This window comes from Neobacillus sp. WH10, from assembly GCF_030123405.1.
GTDB lineage: Bacteria > Bacillota > Bacilli > Bacillales > Cytobacillaceae > Neobacillus.
Map to the genome: position 1 here is coordinate 4,344,747 of NZ_CP126110.1, position 19,568 is coordinate 4,364,314.

The 19,568-nt window shown below is 39.0% G+C and carries 15 protein-coding genes; all 15 read right to left on the reverse strand.

All coding sequences use genetic code 11. The features are described 5' to 3' along the window. Positions 1-192 precede the first annotated feature (192 nt). On the reverse strand, positions 193-1,566 hold the full coding sequence (locus tag QNH20_RS21290; protein ID WP_283919934.1) for a putrescine aminotransferase: 1,374 nt from the start codon (positions 1,564-1,566) through the stop codon (positions 193-195). 24 nt (positions 1,567-1,590) lie between these two features. Then, entirely contained in the window at positions 1,591-3,084 is a 1,494-nt protein-coding gene (locus QNH20_RS21295) for an aldehyde dehydrogenase family protein (RefSeq protein ID WP_283919935.1), read from the reverse strand. 243 nt (positions 3,085-3,327) lie between these two features. After that, positions 3,328-5,481, reverse strand: a complete 2,154-nt coding sequence (locus QNH20_RS21300; protein ID WP_283919936.1) for a sigma 54-interacting transcriptional regulator — start codon at positions 5,479-5,481, stop codon at positions 3,328-3,330. 116 nt (positions 5,482-5,597) lie between these two features. Next, positions 5,598-5,846, reverse strand: coding sequence for a biotin/lipoyl attachment domain-containing protein (locus QNH20_RS21305; protein WP_283919937.1), 249 nt, complete (start codon positions 5,844-5,846; stop codon positions 5,598-5,600). A gap of 22 nt (positions 5,847-5,868) precedes the next feature. Next, the gene (locus QNH20_RS21310) at positions 5,869-6,159 is read right to left on the reverse strand and encodes an SAV0927 family protein (RefSeq protein ID WP_283919938.1); all 291 of its coding nucleotides are present in this window, start codon (positions 6,157-6,159) and stop codon (positions 5,869-5,871) included. A 17-nt stretch (positions 6,160-6,176) separates the two neighbouring features. Then, the gene (locus QNH20_RS21315; protein WP_283923468.1) at positions 6,177-7,424 is read right to left on the reverse strand and encodes a Glu/Leu/Phe/Val family dehydrogenase; all 1,248 of its coding nucleotides are present in this window, start codon (positions 7,422-7,424) and stop codon (positions 6,177-6,179) included. A 246-nt stretch (positions 7,425-7,670) separates the two neighbouring features. Beyond that, entirely contained in the window at positions 7,671-9,035 is a 1,365-nt protein-coding gene (locus tag QNH20_RS21320; protein ID WP_283919939.1) for an APC family permease, read from the reverse strand. 441 nt (positions 9,036-9,476) lie between these two features. Then, on the reverse strand, positions 9,477-10,181 hold the full coding sequence (locus tag QNH20_RS21325; RefSeq protein WP_283919940.1) for a response regulator transcription factor: 705 nt from the start codon (positions 10,179-10,181) through the stop codon (positions 9,477-9,479). Next, positions 10,171-11,316, reverse strand: a complete 1,146-nt coding sequence (locus QNH20_RS21330; RefSeq protein ID WP_283919941.1) for a sensor histidine kinase — start codon at positions 11,314-11,316, stop codon at positions 10,171-10,173. The genes QNH20_RS21325 and QNH20_RS21330 overlap by 11 nt, the downstream gene beginning before the upstream one ends. 205 nt (positions 11,317-11,521) lie before the next feature. Next, positions 11,522-12,745: an amidohydrolase family protein gene (locus QNH20_RS21335; protein ID WP_283919942.1), complete on the reverse strand. Its 1,224-nt coding sequence runs from the start codon at positions 12,743-12,745 to the stop codon at positions 11,522-11,524. Positions 12,746-12,856: 111 nt separating this feature from the next. Next, positions 12,857-14,215, reverse strand: a complete 1,359-nt coding sequence (locus tag QNH20_RS21340; RefSeq protein WP_283919943.1) for a citrate transporter — start codon at positions 14,213-14,215, stop codon at positions 12,857-12,859. A gap of 35 nt (positions 14,216-14,250) precedes the next feature. Continuing rightward, the gene (gene arcC, locus QNH20_RS21345; RefSeq protein WP_283919944.1) at positions 14,251-15,186 is read right to left on the reverse strand and encodes a carbamate kinase; all 936 of its coding nucleotides are present in this window, start codon (positions 15,184-15,186) and stop codon (positions 14,251-14,253) included. A gap of 289 nt (positions 15,187-15,475) precedes the next feature. Continuing rightward, positions 15,476-16,378: an oxamate carbamoyltransferase subunit AllH family protein gene (locus QNH20_RS21350; protein WP_283919945.1), complete on the reverse strand. Its 903-nt coding sequence runs from the start codon at positions 16,376-16,378 to the stop codon at positions 15,476-15,478. Then, the gene (locus tag QNH20_RS21355; RefSeq protein ID WP_283919946.1) at positions 16,379-17,653 is read right to left on the reverse strand and encodes a YlbE family protein; all 1,275 of its coding nucleotides are present in this window, start codon (positions 17,651-17,653) and stop codon (positions 16,379-16,381) included. 64 nt (positions 17,654-17,717) lie between these two features. Beyond that, positions 17,718-19,466 carry an acyl-CoA synthetase FdrA gene (gene fdrA / locus QNH20_RS21360; RefSeq protein WP_283919947.1) on the reverse strand — a complete coding sequence of 583 codons (1,749 nt, stop codon included), beginning with the start codon at positions 19,464-19,466 and terminating at the stop codon, positions 17,718-17,720. Positions 19,467-19,568: the final 102 nt, after the last annotated feature.

The window sequence follows — 19,568 nt, forward strand, 5'->3', positions numbered from 1 at the left end:
TTTTCTGTCGCTAATAAGCCTTAATAGCGACCGGTTCTTGATTTTTTTGGGCTCTTCACAGTGACCGTGAGGGGATTTTTTTCACCTGCACGAGCACTCTGACTTTTCACAGTGACCGAACGAGGCCCCATTTGACCTTAACGGGCACTTAGAACGCCTTTTGCCATCCAGCACTCAGAGCCACAAAATAAATTATGCTTTAACCTGCTCTAATACTTCTTTGAAGGTACTGACCACTTGATCGACCTCTTCGTAACGAATCGTCAGTGCCGGCTCAATTCGAATCGTCTTCGAATTAATCAATGTCCCTGCCACAAGGACACCACGATCAAACATTCCCTTTGACACTTCATAGCCGATTTCATCTTGGTGGAATTCGATCCCAATCATTAAGCCTTGGCCACGTATTTCCTGTACCTTATCTTCATGTCCTGTAGCTGCCTTTTTCAACTCTTCAAGGAAGTACTCTCCTACTTCCCCAGCTCTTTCAGGTAATTTCTCATCAATCAAAACGCCAATCGTAGCAATCGCAGCCGCACAAGCTAATGGATTGCCTCCAAAGGTGGTTGTGTGCATAAATGGATTAGGGAACCAGCTCTTAAAAACATCTTCTCTGGCAACAATTGCCCCAGCAGGCATCACTCCACCGCCAAACGCTTTAGCAAGACAGATAATATCCGGAACCACGTCGTACAATTCGGCAGCGAACATTTTTCCTGTCCGCCCCATTCCTGTCTGAACCTCATCAAAAATCAACAAGGAGCCATATTGATCACAAAGCTCGCGGACTTGTTTTAAATAGTTTTCCGGTGGAAGGATGATACCGCCTTCACCTTGAATTGGTTCTAAAATAACGGCCGCCACATCTTCGCCTACGGAAGCACATACCTCAAACGTTTTTCTCATCATGTCAATATCACCAAATGGCACATGACGGAAGCCCGGGATTAATGGCAGGAAGGGCTTACGGAACATTCCTTTTGCTGTTCCGGACAATGAACCTAAGCTTTTTCCATGGAATGCACGAGTAGTCGAAATGAATGTTGTTCGCTCGCTGTACATTTTTGCTAGTTTAAGTGCTGCCTCAACACTTTCTGTCCCGCTATTTGTAAAAAAGGCATATTTCAAGTCACCCGGGGTAATATCAGCTAAGATTTTTGCTAGCATTGCTCGAAGCGGATCAAGAAGATCTTGACTGTGAAGGGCCTGACGCTTCAATTGATCGGTTACCGCTTTAACAACCTTTGGATTGCGATGCCCAACATTATAGATGCCGAAGCCCCCAAGACAATCAATATACTCCTTGCCATTTACATCCTTAAAACAGGCTCCATTATCCGACCATTCTACTGCCGCGAATTGACCATCCTTTGTTACCGTTTTACGATAGGCGAGGAAACCTGGGTTTACGTGTTCACGGAAGCCATCGACTGTTTCCTTAGTAATCCATGCTGCTTCTGCTTCGTTAATTTCCTCTTTTTCTATTAGACTTAAAACCTTATTAATATATTCACTTACATCATGATTTTGCTTACTATTTAATTCTTGTTTTAAATCGATACTCATAATTTCGCTCCTCCTAATCATGTATTAGTTCGAAAACCAGCCAACCGGTTCAACCTGTAAATTTATGTTAATCTGTTTAATTTCTTGGAATTCCTCAAGACCGAATGTTCCAAGGCTGCGGCCAATGCCGCTTTGTTTATAACCGCCCCATGGTGCTTCATTATAAGTAGGATGATAAGAATTCACCCAAGTAATCCCGGCGCGCAGCTTTTTAATGACCCGCAGTCCTTTCGCACCATCTTTCGTAAAAACGCCACCAGCTAACCCATAAACAGTACCGTTCGCAAGTTTTAATGCCTCTTCTTCATCTTTGAACTTTTGAATGACTACAACAGGACCGAAGATTTCTTCCTGTACGATTCTCATCTCTTGCTTTACATCAACAAAAACGGTTGGTTCAACGAAGTAACCTTTATCTAATCCATCACGAACGATTCGATTTCCACCGCAAGCAATCGTGGCACCTTCCTGTTTTCCAAGTTCAATATAGTGAAGTACTTTTTCCAAATGCTGCTCGCTCACAAGCGGACCCATTTCTGTGGAAGAATCATTACCAGGTCCTACTTGAATTTTCTTTGCCCTTTCAACAAAACGCTCGACAAATTTATCGTAAATACTTTCTTCAACAAGAATTCTTGACCCTGCTGAACATACTTGACCGGAACCGGCATAGATACCAAATAAAGCATAGTCTACAGCAGTTTCAAAATCCGCATCAGCAAAAATGATATTCGGTGATTTGCCGCCTAATTCGAGCGATACCTTCTTCATCGTATCAGCAGCTGTTTTCATGATATGCTTTCCTGTCTTCGTACCGCCGGTAAATGAGACCATATCGACTTCAGGATGGGAAGCGATTTCATTTCCAACCACCGGACCTGCTCCCATCACCATATTGGCGACTCCTTTTGGCAAGCCTACTTCTTCAAAAATTTCAAACAGCTTTTTCGGCGTTACCGGTGTTACCTCTGACGGTTTAAACACAATCGTATTTCCTGCAGCTAAGGCAGGCGCTATTTTCCAAACACTCATTAATAGTGGATAGTTCCAAGGGACAATCAAACCGCAAACCCCAACCGGCTCGCGAACCACCATGGCCTGGATTGGGTCGGCAACATGATAGGTCTGACCATCAGGCTTTGTGATCAGTCCAGCATAATAGCGGAAGCATGCAGCTGCATCCGCGACATCAAATCCTGCTTCCCTTAACGGCTTCCCGTTATCCATTGTTTCAAGCTCCGTTAACTCTTCAGCGTATTCATCAATTTTGTCAGCAATTTTTAATAAATAGGAAGCTCTTTCCTGAGCAGAAATACCTGACCAAACACCTTCTTCAAATGCTCGGCGTGCCGCATAAATTGCCGCGCGGGCATCAGCGACCGTTCCTTCAGGGGCATATGAAATAACTTCTCCATTAGCAGGATTTATCACTGGGCGTGTTTCTTGATTTTCAGCATCTATCCACTCACTATCAACAAACATCTTAAGGTTTACAACACGGTTTTTGACTTCGACCATCTTCAATTCCTCCTTTTATTACCCTCACTACTAATTATGCAAGAAACGTGCCAACACATAAAACCTAGCAAAATAGCACCCTTTGAAAAAAATACAATTGAGGCTATTCAATTTTGCATAACTCTATTTCTTTTTGCATAAAGAAAACTCGCCGATTGGCGAGCCGTTAGGCGAAGACAGAGGCGTAGTTGCACTTATGCCTGATAGGAAAGTTATACTTTCCTATCGGCTAAAAAAACTGATTCAGACAAAGTAATCTGAATCAGTTTTCATTTGGAAAGTAGATAAATTTTCATTTTTAATATTTTTCTCAGTCAATATTTTTTGATATTTCCTGCTTACCGAGGATTGGCTGATCCCCAGTGCTTTTGCCGCCTTAGTGGTTGTTTTGTACTGGTTCATCGCCATCACAATCAACTGTTCTTCCACATGATCGATGGCATCCTGTAAGGGAATTACTCGGGTAATAACAGGTTTCATTTTTTTATGTTCATAGCCTAATGATAAAAATTGACTGACGAACTCTGCGTCAATTGCCGAGTGATCAGCAGTCACTACTAATCTTTCAATGATGTTTTGCAGCTCCCTTACGTTACCCGGCCATGGATAAAATTCAAGGACATTTATGGCATCAGGTGTTAGGTGATAGTTACGGTCGTATTTTTCATTAAGCTGCTGGAGGAAATGGAAGGCCAGTAAAGAAATGTCCTCCGTTCGCTCCCTTAGTGCCGGAATATGTATCGGAATGACATGTAAGCGATAGTATAAATCCTCTCGAAATCTTCCTTCCTCCACCATTTTTGCTAAGTTTTTATTCGTGGCAGCGATAATTTGCACATTCACCTTAGTCGGTGTTGTACTACCAACAGGAATGACCTCCTGCTCCTGAAGGACGCGAAGCAGTTTTACCTGCAGATGGAGGGGCATCTCACCGATTTCATCGAGAAACAGAATTCCTCCGTCAGCCTGTTTGAAATAACCCTCTTTCCCATTTTTATCAGCACCTGTAAAAGCGCCCTTTGCATAGCCGAACAGTTCACTTTCAAGTAGATTTTCCGGAATTGCGCCGCAGTTTAATTTAAAGAATGGCTTTTGAGAGCGCTTTCCTAATTGATGAATCGCTTGGGCAATCACTTCTTTTCCTACCCCAGATTCTCCGTGAAGCAGGACTGTCGAGGAAAAGTCCGCAATTTTCTTTACTTGGTTCATGATTTTTTCCATTTTTGGACTGCAATAAATTAGTTTTTTCAAAAAGCGATCCTTGCTCTTAAAATCATCCAATTCTTTCTTATATTGTTCGGAAATTTTTCGCATTTCCTGCAGTTCGCTTTTCAGCCGCGTTGTCTCGGTAATATCGCGTGAGGCGATAATAATCCGATCCAGTTCATTTTTTTCATTGAAAACTGGATTTCCAACTGCAAGAATTTTTCTGCCGTTATGTGTTTCTTGAACAACGGAAACCTTTTTCTTTTTTTCAATGACGAGTCTTGTGACAGATGGAGTAAATAAACCACGGTCTTCAAGTTCAAGAATGTTTTTTCCAATTAGCTCATTTAAATTAACATTCCAAAAATCTTGAATGATATTTTCGCTGAACCGGATCAAATCTCCTTTAGCATTCACCACAAGAATTTCATCATAAATACTTGAAAGAATCGCATTTAAATCCTTATTCAAATCTTTAATATATTCAATTTCCATCGCCATTTCCTCAACCATCGGCAGATCCTGAGCAACGATAATGATCCCATCCACTTCATTGTCGTAATTCAAAATGGGGCTATAATCAACGAGAACGCCCATTTCATTGGTTATTTCAAGATGGTTGAGAAGCGTCTTTCCGGTTGAAAACACATTGTTAATGTGAGAACGGCTAAAAATATTCTCAGCAGGAAAATTTAACACCTTTTCGGCTGTCGATTTAATCATTTTCAAACCGGCTTCATTACAATTAATAATTCGCTTTTCTTTATCCAATACAAAAATCCCCATGGGAATCGAGGTCAAGATTATTTTAAGTAAATCAACACCTTTATTTTCTTGTTTAAAAAGCTCTGCCAGGACATCTTCTCTACGAATGTAACCCGATGGTTTTCCATCCTCACCCTTTATAATCGCAAACGGTTCACCAATAATTTGAAATAAAACAGGCAAGGAAATATGTTCGCTAAGATGACAAATACTTTCGAGTGGTTTGGCGTGTTCAAGCAGGAGTTCAACAGAAGAGGCTTCTTTCTCTTGCTTCCCTATTACAACATAGGCAAATAATTGATTTTCCTTTTTGAAAAATAAAAAGGGTTCTTTATGGTTATTTAAGGTCGAGCGAAAAATTTCTTCACTTTCATCCACTTTGACTGAAATAATCGGCTTCATTTTTTCTTTTGCCACGGAAAACATCGTTACATCCCCCTTACAACCTTGTCACTCTAATAGTACCACCTAATTCAGAATTTTTAAAATAATATTCTAAAAAAAGAAGATGCGAGGATCCTCGCATCTTCTTTTTCGAACAATTAGTCACTTCCGGTGACAAATAAATCTTCTTTTATATAGGCAAGGACCATTCCGGGAATAACTTCGTCGCCCTCTTGTACTTCTAGTGATTCTACTTCCCCGCTGACACTAGTTTGAATCATTTCCACATGACCAGCTTCTGTTTTAATCGCAAACAATGGTTCCCACTCATAAATTCTTGACTCATTTTTTATCGAAATCCTTTCTACTTTCCCGTAACACGGACTAAGCACCACTCCAAAATCCATAGAACATCACCCCTAAAAAAATTTAGTATTGCTCCTGAAAGGGCCGTGTCTGCAAAACGAGACGAAAAAACTCCTGGAATTCCGGAATATCTTCTTTTTCGATTCCAAGTCGATCTGCCCAATGATCATCTGCATCGGTATCCTCTTGGCAAAGTAATACCATTTTTCCTGACTGTATCGATGTCACCATTGCTTTTCCATAAAAATGATTGGAATAGCCAATCGTCAAATCATAGCGATGGTTATTAGAAATAAGACAAAAATAATGCAATAGCTGATTTTCTTTTTCCTCCGACAAAATTTCGAGCTTCATTCACAATTCCTCCTTTTTTAATACTTTAACCATCCTCTCAGCCTTGAAGCTTCGGCTAACTTTTGAATGCCTTCGATATAGGCGGCAATTTTCATATTGACGCCAAACCTTTTCGCTGTGTTATAGACATTTAAAAAGCTAGCAGTCATTTTTTCCTTTAGCCTTTCATCAACCAATTCCTCAGTCCAGTAATACCCCTGATTGTTTTGGCACCATTCAAAATAGGAGACAATCACGCCGCCAGAGTTGGCAAGAATATCCGGGACAACAAGAATTTCACGTTCATCGAGTATAGTTAGAGCATCCTTTGTTGTTGGGCCATTGGCCGCTTCAATCACAATCTTGCAGTTAAGTCTGCTGGCATTCCGTTTATTGATGACCCCGGAGATGGCTGCAGGAATGAGGACGTCGCATTCTTTTTCTAATAATTCCTGATTGGTGATCGAGCTTTTAAAACGATTGGATACGATGCCAAAGGAGTCTCTGTTTTCCAGAAGGTACGGAATATCTAAGCCGTTTTCATCATATAAACCGCCAAGCACATCACTAATTCCAATGACTTTGGCACCTAAATCATACAAATACTTCGCTAGATAACTGCCGACATTACCAAATCCTTGAACAATTATGCGGGTATCCTTTACATGCATTTGCTTTAATTCACATACCATTTGCAGCGTATAGAGAACACCTTTAGAAGTGGCTGTTTCCCTTCCCTTCGATCCGCCAAGTGCAACTGGCTTTCCTGTGATAAATCCTGGAGAATCAAATTCACGGATATGGTCATATTCATCAAGCATCCAGGCCATAATTTGCGAGTTCGTATACATATCGGGAGCTGGGATATCCTTTGTCGGGCCGACAAGCTGGCTGACTGCTCGTACATAGCCCCTGCTTAATCGTTCTAATTCGTCTAGGCTCATCTGACGAGGGTCACAAACAATGCCGCCCTTTGCTCCGCCGTAAGGAAGATCCGTGATTCCGCACTTCAGACTCATCCATCCCGCCAGCGCCTTTACTTCTTCCGCTGTAACATCCGGGTGGAAGCGAATTCCCCCCTTTGTCGGGCCTGATGCATCATTATGCTGGGCACGGTAACCTTGGAAAATCTCTGTTTTTCCGTTATCCATCCTTACTGGAATACTTACTTCTAAAAATCTCATAGGCTTTTTCAAAAATTCATAAACCTGAGGGGGATAGTTTAGAATGTTAACAGCTTCCTTAAGTGTCTCCTGAAACTCAACCAGCGAATTATCCTTCTCCATACCTGCCTCATTCTTTTTCACATCTAAAGATTCAATTGCCACCTTTAACACCTCATTTTTTTTTGTTACTAAAGGTAATAGCAATTTCCGTGCCAACTTAAGTTCGTGGATTCTCAGCGATCTCTCTGCATAAAGTGGCTGGATTTATGAAATAATGACTGTATTATTCAGTAATGCATAATTCGTAAAAAATAAAAAAAACACATCCCGATGGAATGCGTTTTAACTGGACAAGGTATTAGCCCTTTACGTTTCCAATTTTATTGATGGCGTTCTTTCAGCGTCATCAATATTTAAATCAGCAATTTTGATTTTAAAGAATCTTGTTTGGAAAACCATATAGATTACGCCGATTACAATCCAAACAATCCCCCCAATGAGGGCATCAGCTTGTAGGTTATACCACAAAATTCCCGTTAATCCAGCACCAAGAATCGGCATAATGAGGTAGGAGAAGATATCCTTCGCTGTTTTGTATTTTTTTAAGCGGAAGACGAAATGGGCAATGACGGATAAATTAACAAATGTAAAGGCAATTAAGGCGCCAAAGTTAATAAAGGAAGAAATTAACTCAAGGCTTGGAGCGATAGCAAGAAGTGAAACAACTCCAACGAGGATGACATTAAAAACTGGTGTCCTGAATTTTGGATGGACATAACCAAAAACCTTTTTTGGCAGGACGCCATTTCGCCCCATCACATATAATAGTCTTGATACACTTGCATGTGAGGCAAGTCCAGAAGCCACTGTTGCGGCAAACGCACCTGAAAGGAAAATCAGTTTAAAGAGAGTTCCACCGACAAATAAGCCAATTTCCGGTAACGTGTCATCGGTTACCTTAAAGCCTGAAACATCCGGAAATAGGGCTTGTGTGAAATAACTGCAAACGAAAAAGATAGCGCCGCCGATAAAGACCGTTAGCATAATCGCTCTCGGCATCGTTTTGTGATCAATCGCTTCCTCTGCGTACATGGTGACAGCATCAAATCCAATAAACGAGAAACAAACTACTGTTGCCCCTGTCAAAATGGCGCCGAGGTGGACATTGGAATGGAAAATTGGTGCCGTTGTGAAAATCGTTCCTTGTCCCATTCCTTTGGAAAGCTGAACAAAGGCAAGCATAATAAAAGCTGCAATTAAGACAATTTCAAAAATAACAAGGATCGAATTTAAGCTGGATGTTTTCCCCATACTCCAAGCATTTATCGCCGTGACGGCGGCGACATAACCGACAACCCAAATCCATGCTGGGACATCCGGAAATACAGATACCATATAAATACGGATGATTAATGCATTCACCATAGGCAGCAAGATATAATCAAGCAGTGCTGCCCATCCAACGATAAATCCAAGGTGAGGGCTCATCGTCTCCCTTGTATACGTATAGGCTGATCCTGCACTCGGAAATACCTGTACCATTTTTCCGTAACTAATTGCTGTAAACAACATCACAACCAATGCAGCGAGATATGCTAGCGGTACCACACCATTTGTTTCTTCAGATACAATCCCAAATGTATCAAATACAATAGTTGGTGTCATATAACCTAAACCAAGCATAACAATTGCCCAAAGTCCAAGTGAACGCTTAAGAGTAGTATTCTCCAATATTATCAACTCTCCTTTTAACCGTTTTCCCTCTCATTGAAAACCCTTACATATTATTTCATTATTAAGACTTCATAGATTTCTAAAAGCCCACCCTATTCAACCGTTCATTCAATTCTCCTTTCATTCTAAATAATAAATTGACTATTTTAAATAGTTGCAATTTTCATGCCAATATGATTCAATGGACTATTTCTTTTAACTGCCTTTTAGATCTATATATAGTAATAGTAGACCTATTCATTTTATGAAACATTGCATAACCTACTCCTTTTTGCATAGGTTAAACTCCTCTGTTGATTTCCCTGACCTGATCTTTAGTAGGCAAGGGAAGGCAAGATTATTTGTTTTCACAGAAAAACAGTGGACCCTTTTTTCGGAGCCCACTGCTTCATTTAACTTCATTATTATTTACCATTTTTCCATTAATCCCCACTAGAATTACGCGTTTTTTGTAACAAGTGAATATCCGATACCTGGATAGGTGCTAATAATATTTGCGATATTCTTACATCCAGCATCCTTGAGTTTTTTTCGAATTCGGGCAATGGCAACACGTAGGTACTCAACTTCATTTCTGTATTCTGCTCCCCAAACCGATACCAGAATCTGTTCGTGGCTAACCACTTTATCGGCATAGATTGCAAGCTGTTCTAAAATCAAATATTCGGTGTTTGTAAAGTGCATTTCTTTTTCATCCACGAATACTCGTTTTTGAGCAAGATTTATGTCAATGTTTCCAATAATAACTTTCTTATTTTCATATATGGTCTGATCTAAATGAGCCGTTCGACGTAAAACTGCTTTTACTCTAGCAAATAATTCTTCAAGGGAAAATGGTTTTGTTAAATAATCATCCGCCCCAAGCTCAAAGCCCTCAATCAAATCATTTGAATTGCTCCGGGCAGTAAGAATAATCACTGGTACATTCGAAAACTTCCTCAATCTCTCTAAAACGGTAAACCCATCCATATTGGGCATCATAATATCTAACAGCACTAAATCAAGCTCATGCATATCAAAGTTATTTAGAAACTGTTCACCATCTGAGAAAGTTACCACTTTATATCCTAAAGAGAGTAAATTTGCTTTAATAAACCTGACGATTTTTGGTTCATCATCTACGATTGCAATATTATGACTCATATTGATCACCTTCCCCTTTCGAAATAATTGGAAGCTTCATTGTAAATATGCTTCCCTCTCCAGGTTTACTTTCGACTAATATGTCACCTTCATGCTCTCTCATTAATCCAATGCAAATGGATAGTCCGAGACCCGTACCACCTGTTTTCCGTTGTGGAGTATTATCGACCCTAAAAAATCGGTCAAATATTTTTTTTCGATGTTTCTCTGATATACCAATTCCATTATCTTTCACATGAATATATACAAATTCTTGATCAGAACTAATTGTGATCAACACCATTTTTTCAGGTGAATCATTGTGAACAATTCCGTTCATAATTAAATTAAGTAATACCTGTTGAAGACGTTTTTTATCGCCATAAAGGATAGATGGTATGGACTTATCATGGTTTTCTATATATTGGATCTTATTGCTTTCAAGAATTCCAAGAGGAATCTGGTCCAGCGTATGAGAAATAAGGTGATGAACTGGAAAGTATCCCTTATTTAAAGACATTGTTCCCGTTTCAATTTTCTTTATATCAAACCAGACGGATAGTAAATCCTGCAGATGCAAAATATCTTCATGAATTCCCTTTAATAGCTCCTGTTTAAAGTCCTCATCCCAATTCGTATCCTGCCTCATTAAGGTTTCCACACTTCCGCGAATGCTCGTAATAGGGGTCTTAAATTCATGGCTTGCAATCGTAATCAAATTAGTCTTTAGTTGGTCAATTTCTTCTTCCTTAGTAATGTCACGAAGTAAATATCCATTACCAATAAACTCAGTCTCGGTACGAACACTGAACTTATTCAACCTAAAATATTTCAATCTGTTACCACGCTTAATATTGAATTTAAAATGCATCTCTTCGGAATTAAACAACTCATCTAAATTTTCTATCGTGGTTTCACTCACCTGAAGTATGAAGGAAATTAAGTCTTCTTCAGTTTTCAAGGTGACTTTTCCATTTTCATTAAATAGGCGATTATTAAAAAATTCATTTTGATAGACAATTTGCTTATTTTTATCCACCAAGATAATGCCCTCTGACATGCTCTTTAATACCGCATTAAGCTGAGCATGTTGGTTTTTATATTTCTCATAATAAATTTTATTTTTAAAATTATTATCTACACCTGAGTTTTCCATATAGCTTACCTTTCCTCCCATATTAAAATTGGAAGTCTATAGAGAATCGTTAAGATTCTTAAATGCTATATTAACATTTTTACAATAAAGAAGATATAAATCAAAGCCCCTATATGCTTACTACATATAGGGGCTTTGATTTAAGGGTATTGGGAAGGATTGTAGTACAGAGATTTCACGAGTTATTACAATTGTATTATAATGCTTATCTGTTGATCTTAACTGTTTTTGTTGTTTCTACTGTTACTTTTCCACTCTTAATCACAAATAATCTTGTTGGGAGATCAATAACAGCATTTGTTACAGATTCTGTATCAAGTAATACCAAATTTGCTTTTTTGCCCACTTCAATTCCATAATCATCTAAACCAAGAGCTTTTGCCGGATTCGTTGTAATCATTGGCAATACAGTTGGTAGATCAGCAGCACCGCCAAGATGTGCTGTTGGAATAGCAAGCATCGCTGTTTGAATAACGTCACCTGTTCCATAAGGAGTGAATGGGTTGCGAATATTATTCGTACCAATACACATATTCACTCCGCCATCACGCAAAGCACGAACAGGAGTTAAAGTACGGCGAACATTGTATTCATCATGTCTTCCGCCTAAATGAAGGTCAGTTGCCGGCAAGCTCATCACACTAATTTGCGCTTCTGCCATCTTTTTAATAATTGGTTCTAAACGTTCCTTTGGTAATGCACCAAGGGCAGTTAAATGGCCGACTGATACTCGTCCAACATAGCCTTCTGCAATCGTTTTGTCGCAAACATATTCAATCGTAATTCCATCTGCATCATCTTTAAAGTCTTGATGGAAATCAATTGGCTTATTGTATTTTTTCGCAATTTCAAATACAAGATCAATATGCTTATCCCAAGGAGTATCATTATAAGGGATTCCACCAACGACATCAGCACCCATCTCCATTGCTTTGTACATCATTTCTTCAGTACCAGGAGCTTTTAGAATTCCTTCTTGCGGGAATGCTACGACTTGCATGTCAACAAGATCTTTGTATTTTTCTTTAAGACCCATAACCACTTCAAAACCAGTCATACCTTGTGAAGGGTCAAATTCCGAATGAGTACGGATGTTTGTTGTACCATTCATAATTAGCATTTCTAATGTACGTTCAGCTCGGTCAATAATATCCTCTTTTGTAAAAGTTGGTTTTAATTGAGCAGTTACTGATAGAGCTTCTTGTAATGTCCCGGATTTGTTTGGAAGTCTGTCAGCAATAAGCGCTTTATCTAAATGAATGTGACTTTCAACAAGACCTGGAATTAAAACCTTTCCGTTTGCCTCGATGACACGAGCTGCATCAGCATCAATTTGATTTTCAATCGCAACGATTTTACCATCTTTGATTGCGATATCCTTCAATTCTTGTCCATCTTGAAGCTTCGCTTTTTTGATCAAAATATCCATTTGTTAAACCTCCAATAACTTTTTTTTAAGTGAACTTGCAGCTGACATATTATAGGGCCATGCCAGTTGCAAGGTTTCAATTTGCCATTAAATTTATGCTTTAAATACTGTTTATCCAAATATGAAGGAGATCACAAGGAGAATAACCATTGCTCCTCCAACCCATTTTGCATTTCCTTTAACAACCTCAATAATTGGAATTTGGAATCCAGCAGATAATGCTTGCATCGTAATGTTTACAAAGCTTAATTGGCTTCCTAACCCAACGCCCATCGCAACGAATCCAAATGCAACTGGTGAAAATCCTAGTGAAACAGCCACTGGTAATACTAGACTAAGAATCGATCCAACATAAGCTCCCGCTGGAATCCCAACAAGAATCCCTGCTAATACAGCTGCTGGAACAACGATAGAAGAAGGTGCGCTTTGTGCGATTCCTGCAATTACTTTAAATGCACCAGTGTCGCCAATAATATTGATAAATGATAGGAAAATACCTACTGCAAATAAACTTTTTAAAATATAAGTAGAGCCGTCCACCATTGCCTCAACGGATTGATTCACGTTAAATTTCGTGCAAACAAAGATTAAAATTAGCGTAATTACTGTATACACTAAAGGTGTAATAAGAGGCGTTCCGATTGCTTTATTAATAAAAGGTCCGACGATAACAGCAGATAGAAGGAAAATAACTGGAATCGTAACTTTGAAAATTTGAGCGTTTGTCATGCCAGCGAATTCTGCGCTTTCTTCACCTTTAAAGATAATCTTACGTTTCTTCGCACCATAAAAACCGATGGCAATCGCAAGAAGAACAAAGCCAATCCAGAATAATCTCATTTCTGAAACATACTGATCAACCGGAATTCCGGAAAGTTTCGACACAATTCCCGATTCAAGGGAAGCGGGAGATGTTGTAAAAGAAACTGCTGCGGCAATGGACATTGCAGCAATTAATTCAGGAATCGCACCCACTGCTGCGAAAGCTAGTGGTGCAATAACCATGGCGCTACCTCCGCCAATACCGGACATATACGTTGCTGCAGCTTGCAAAATGACAATAAAGACAGCAAAATATTCAACCTTACCCTTAATTGCCCGACGAACTAATGTCAGTGCCGCCGTGTACCCACCGGATTTAAAAACAGCCATCGCAATAGCGGAGTTAATAATTGGTACAGTAATAGAAAGCATGGTTGGAATTGTTTTAAGGAACTGATCATTAGCTTGTGCTAGGCCAATTCCACCAATGATCATCGCCAATGCCCCACCAACAAACCCTGCTGCTACCATGTCCACCTTCATAAATAATAGCGCAAGAATGACAATTAATGGAATAATCACTACAAAAGCGTAGAATCCATGAGGTGTTTTCACTTCTGCAACTTTGTCTGCTGCAAATACTTGAGCACCGGATATAAGCATAAATAGTATGGAAGCTATCATTGCAAATATATTTCTCTTTTTCATGTTTGGTCTCCTTTGAATAATGCCGTAATGTTAGTTTATAGAATTACGCGTGTTCCTGTTTTACCTTGAAGTGCATCTTGAAGTTTATCAATCGATGTAATAATGACATTTTTTCCGCCTTTGTTCAGAAACATAATCGCTGCTTCAATCTTTGGACCCATGCTGCCTTTAGGGAAATGACCTTCTTCCATATACCGAATTGCTTCATCAACAGTCATTTCAAACAGATTTTGTTGATTTGGCGTTCCGAAATGAATGGCTACTTGTTCAACACCAGTTAGGATAAATAGATAATCAGCATTAATTTCAGCTGCTAATAGCGCACTTGCAAAGTCTTTATCAATTACTGCTGCTACTCCCTCAAGCTTACCGTTTTCCTCAACTACTGGAATCCCGCCGCCGCCAGCTGTAATTACTGTAATGTCTTTATTAAGCAAAGCCTCAATGGCTTCTTTTTCAACAATTTTTATTGGTTTTGGCGAAGGAACCACACGTCTGTAGCCTCTACCACTGTCTTCAATAAAGGTAAGATTCTCTTGCTTAACTATTTCTTCCATTTCTTCTTTAGAATAAAATGGACCAATTGGCTTGGTAGGGTTTTCAAAAGCAGGATCCTCTTTTGAAACAATTGCCTGTGTAACAACAGTAGCAACTGTTTTATTAATTTTACGCTCAACCATTTTATTGTTAAATGCTTGCTGAATTAAATATCCCAAGTTTCCTTGAGTTTCTGCATCACAAACATCTAAAGGATATGATGGAACCACTGATTCCGCCATTTTGGATTTAATTAATGTATTCCCCACTTGTGGGCCATTGCCATGAGTGATAACAACTGTGTTTCCTTCTTCGATCAATCCAAGAACAGGTTCACAGCTTTCATAAATATTTTGTTGCTGCTCCTCAATGGTACCCTTTTGTCCCTCTTTGATGATTGCATTTCCTCCGATAGCAAGGACAATTTTACTCACACTAACACCTCTTTGTAGTAACAATTTTTTAGATAGCCTATCTACTTATAGTTTAGGATAGAAAACCTTATTATCAAATTAACAAACCATAAAAAATAAACGTGTTATTCATAAAAAAGATTAAAAAAACATAACAAAACTATTTTGGATTACATTGGAATATCCTATAAACCTTGTTTTGTCGCTTTTTTTTAATCACGTAACATTAAAAGCATTAATAAAAAAATGTCAAAAAAATTTCATTTATTTCTTCGTATACCGAAATATCCCCAGTGTAAAATGGATGTTTCTAGAAGTGTTCGATAACTTTATGAAAAGCCAGCATTCCAACAAGAATGCCAAACATTGTATCCAATCCTGAACTATGCCCCACCTCTAGGAGCCGTTTATATGCACCATCGGATAACCAAGGTTTATTTGACCCGATTAAATTTATTAAGTCTGTAACTGTCGAACTAAACTCTTGTTTTAATGCATAACGCAAATATTCTTTACTCACATCTGTTGTAATTGGTTCCTTTTCAACCAAATCCGATAATTTCTTAAAGAATTTATCTGGTAGAAAATGAGTTATGGAGTCAAATGCCAGTATTCCAACCATTATGTCATCACCAGATGGGGTTAGGCCCTTCCCCCTCCCTAGAATAAAGCGAAGTGTTTTCTCTAGTAGAGATGGATCATTCGTTAAAATAGCATCAATCAGCCAAAGAATAAATTGCTCCTCTTTCGACCAATTAATATAAGAAATATCTGCATATTTCATAAAAAACTCACCAATATTAATTTCGAGCCCAGTCGATTGATCATGAGTACTTAACAATGTTTTAAGATTTGCAAATTGATCTTTAAATAAATTGTTTATATTAACGGGATACAGTTCGTTTTTAAAAATGGTGCCATTTTTCAAGCTTATCGACATTTCTGTGAATTCTAATTTTAATATTTCCTCATTCCAGAAAACGTTTTCGTTGATAGTAAGATGTGAAATAGCTCTTGATGTATCTTCAGAAGTAAGATGGATTCCAAATGGAAGTAAGCCATTCTTTTTAGTACCGATAAAAATTAGCGAGTCCCCCATTTTAATATTAAATCCGTTGGCAAAAATACTATGAACTTTTCCAATGTTTTTTTCACAAAGAAGAAGGGGAATAAGATAACTATATTCCCCTCCAAAAAATGTATTTTTATACATTTATTCTGCCTCGATTAAACCAAGCTTTACTGCATACGCTTCAATTGCTTTTTCAAAACATGCTAAAGGTGCACGTACCGTACCAGCACCGATTTGTCCAACACCTGCTTCTTTATGAGCAATTCCTGTGTTAATGACTGGTTCAATTCCTGTTTCAACAACCTTCCTTGCATCAATACCAAGGCATGCACCTTGGAAATCCCAAGTTGGAATTGTAAAGTTAGGGTTTTGGTCGATACAAATTTCCATCATATCATTGCTAGTTCTTAACGCATCGTCAAATCCGCCTGCACCAACGAAACGTGTTACGCCTGGGGCAGCAACCATGGCAAATCCGCCGACACCGAATGTTTCCGTAATGGCACTGTCTCCCATGTCAGGACTAGCCATTTCTTGAGTATAGCCAGTGAAGAATAAGCCTTGCGGTGTATTTACTGGTGCCGTAAACCATTGGTCACCCATACCACTAATCCGGATTCCAAATTCATATCCGTTCCGGCACATAGCTGTTACTACGGTACCGTGTTGGATAGTTCTAGCTGCGTCCATAACAGCTTTACTTGTAGCCATCGCAATGTTTAAGAAAAATTGATCAGTGTCTGCAAGGAATTTAATGACATCTTGCTTTTCCTTTTCGGTTACATCTGTTTGCAAAATAAATGGCGCAAGTTCTTTTAAGAAAATTAACGAAGCTGCAATATTACGTTGGTGGAATTCATCTCCCATTGTAATCGCTTTGGCAATCATAACGTTGATGTTTAATCCATCACCTTTTACTTTAAGTGCTTTAGAGATGGTAGGAGCAAGTACATCTCTCATCCACGCAAGACGATTCGTCACCTCTTCTGAATAAGCACCGAAGCGAAGTACCGCACCAATTCCTTCATTCATCGTACAATATGCAGTGTTACCTTGTTCACGGTTTTCAACTACAAGAACAGGCATACTACCTGAAGTGATTCCGCCCATTGGGCCGACAGCATTTACATGGTGACATGGAATAAATTCCACTTCGCCGTTTTTAAGCATTGCAACTGCCTCATCAGCGTTCCCCGCCCATCCTTCAAAAAGGGCAGCTCCAATACATGACCCTTGCATTGGGCTTGGCATGTTTTCCCACTTGATTGGTGGACCTGCATGGAGCAGGACTTTCCCGTTTAATTCCTTAATAACTGATTTGGCAGGAACCACATCTACTAAAAAAGGGGCGCCGGCAACAACTTTATCGATTACCGCTCTATTTGCTTCATCAATTGTTTTATAAGATCCGTACATTTTGCTTTCCTCCAGATAATTATTTCATTATTACATCGCAAGCTTGAAAAACTTTTCACAAAGATTAACGAAGTAAAGCTAAGATTTTGCGCATTCTTTCATTTCCGCCTGCAACTGGACGCCAGTCGAACTGAACAACCGTACCACCATTTTCCGTAATGGCATTGGTAAATTTCTTCAAACCAACATTAATAACACTTGGCTTTTCGTTTAATAATTTTTCGATTGCAGGACAAACAGTTAAATCTTGTTTTTCATATACTTTGCTAGCAGGTTTCATTTCTTTATCTGCTTCTTTTAAATCGATACCGAGCATTGCAAGTGCTGTACGAACAGCTTGGTTGTTGCTATCTCGTAAAATGACGCCAGCATTTGCTAACTTATTTTTTTGATCCTGGTAACCTTGCGGATCTTGCTCTGTTCCACAAACCGTTCCGACAAAATAAATATTTTTTCCGTTTTTCTTTGATTCGTTTTGAATCTCTTCAATAGCTGGGATTAATTCACTTGCCATATCATCATGAGATCCATAACCAAGAACAACATCAAAAAGGATAATGGCTGTCTTCTCATCCTGTGCAGCTTTTTTAAAGTATTGAACTCTTGTTTCAGGATCAATCATTGGATGTGGTTTTCCTTGTGTATAAATATCATCACCAAGGTCAGCCACTTCAAAGCCGTTAACTTTTAGTAAGTAGCCCTCTTCTGCGTGTTCGGACTTTCCTAACCCGAAAGCTCTGCTGATTAGATTAGCAGCTTCATACCCAAGTGTACCGCCTGAATATAGTCCTTTGATCGTTGTTTGTTCTGGTTTCAAGTCAACAGCTGGCACTTCAGAAGTAAGCAAATTATAGTTTGCTTTAACAGGATTTCCCTTAGCAAGATCAACAGCAATCAATGCTGTTTCTTCAAGCGTATGTGCGTAGTGGACATTTCCTTCATGTGAATGTGGAGCTTCTCCTAAGAAAATAGCAACCACCGGTTTTGATAAACCCTGAAGTAAGTTCACCACTTGGTCACGCACTTCTTTTGCAGGCGGCTTAGAAATTACAGCAATAACTTCTGTCTGTTTGTGTGCTTCTAATCCTTTAATAGCGTCCATCATGGTAATCGCACCAACGGTTTCAGATAAGTCACGTCCACCAGTTCCGATTGCATGGCTTACGCCGCCGCCAATGCGATCAATAATTGTAGACACTTCTTGTATACCTGTACCAGATGCTCCGACAATCCCAATATTTCCTTGTCTTACAATATTCGCAAAGGCCATAGGAACACCCGTTTGAATTCCGGTACCACAGTCAGGACCCATTACAAGCAAACCTTTTTCGTGGGCTTTTTGTTTGATACGAAGTTCATCTTCGATTTTTACGTTATCACTGAAAATAAAAGCATGTAATCCGTTATTAAGTGCTTTTTCAGCTTCTTCTGCAGCATATTGTCCTGGAACTGAAATGATCGCCATATTTGCACTAGGTAGTGCTTTAAGCGCTTTATCCCAAGTACGAACTGATTCAAATTCCTGCTTTGTGTTGCTGATTGCTTGATTTTTTAAGTAATTATCAACTTCTTCAAGAACTTCGGGAATTTTGTCTTCCGAATCAGTATCAACAACAATACACATATCATTTGCGGCCGCTTTTTCTAATTCTTCTGTATGAAGACCGGCAGTTTTAAATATATCCTTATTAGCCGGGGTTCCCATCATAATTTGAACCTTATTTACACCTTCCATTGTCGATACCTTATTTGTGAGAAGCATTAGGTTAACGGAATCCTGGTAGGAGTTTTCTTTAATAATGGTATAAAGCATAACTAGATGCACCTCTTTTATTAGTAATAGTGTTTCCGTTTTTTAGGAACGGACTCACTCAGTTCTTTACTATCCAATGGTAATCGTTTTCCCATTGCATTG

What these genes read in the sequence shown, in the direction of transcription:
- QNH20_RS21290 (WP_283919934.1), bottom strand. Translation starts at nt 1,566, where the DNA reads ATGAGTATCGATTTAAAACAAGAATTAAATAGTAAGCAAAATCATGAT.
- QNH20_RS21295 (WP_283919935.1), bottom strand. Translation starts at nt 3,084, where the DNA reads ATGGTCGAAGTCAAAAACCGTGTTGTAAACCTTAAGATGTTTGTTGAT.
- QNH20_RS21300 (WP_283919936.1), bottom strand. Translation starts at nt 5,481, where the DNA reads ATGTTTTCCGTGGCAAAAGAAAAAATGAAGCCGATTATTTCAGTCAAA.
- QNH20_RS21305 (WP_283919937.1), bottom strand. Translation starts at nt 5,846, where the DNA reads ATGGATTTTGGAGTGGTGCTTAGTCCGTGTTACGGGAAAGTAGAAAGG.
- QNH20_RS21310 (WP_283919938.1), bottom strand. Translation starts at nt 6,159, where the DNA reads ATGAAGCTCGAAATTTTGTCGGAGGAAAAAGAAAATCAGCTATTGCAT.
- QNH20_RS21315 (WP_283923468.1), bottom strand. Translation starts at nt 7,424, where the DNA reads ATGGAGAAGGATAATTCGCTGGTTGAGTTTCAGGAGACACTTAAGGAA.
- QNH20_RS21325 (WP_283919940.1), bottom strand. Translation starts at nt 10,181, where the DNA reads ATGAGTCATAATATTGCAATCGTAGATGATGAACCAAAAATCGTCAGG.
- QNH20_RS21330 (WP_283919941.1), bottom strand. Translation starts at nt 11,316, where the DNA reads ATGGAAAACTCAGGTGTAGATAATAATTTTAAAAATAAAATTTATTAT.
- QNH20_RS21335 (WP_283919942.1), bottom strand. Translation starts at nt 12,745, where the DNA reads ATGGATATTTTGATCAAAAAAGCGAAGCTTCAAGATGGACAAGAATTG.
- QNH20_RS21340 (WP_283919943.1), bottom strand. Translation starts at nt 14,215, where the DNA reads ATGAAAAAGAGAAATATATTTGCAATGATAGCTTCCATACTATTTATG.
- QNH20_RS21350 (WP_283919945.1), bottom strand. Translation starts at nt 16,378, where the DNA reads ATGTATAAAAATACATTTTTTGGAGGGGAATATAGTTATCTTATTCCC.
- QNH20_RS21355 (WP_283919946.1), bottom strand. Translation starts at nt 17,653, where the DNA reads ATGTACGGATCTTATAAAACAATTGATGAAGCAAATAGAGCGGTAATC.
- fdrA (WP_283919947.1), bottom strand. Translation starts at nt 19,466, where the DNA reads ATGCTTTATACCATTATTAAAGAAAACTCCTACCAGGATTCCGTTAAC.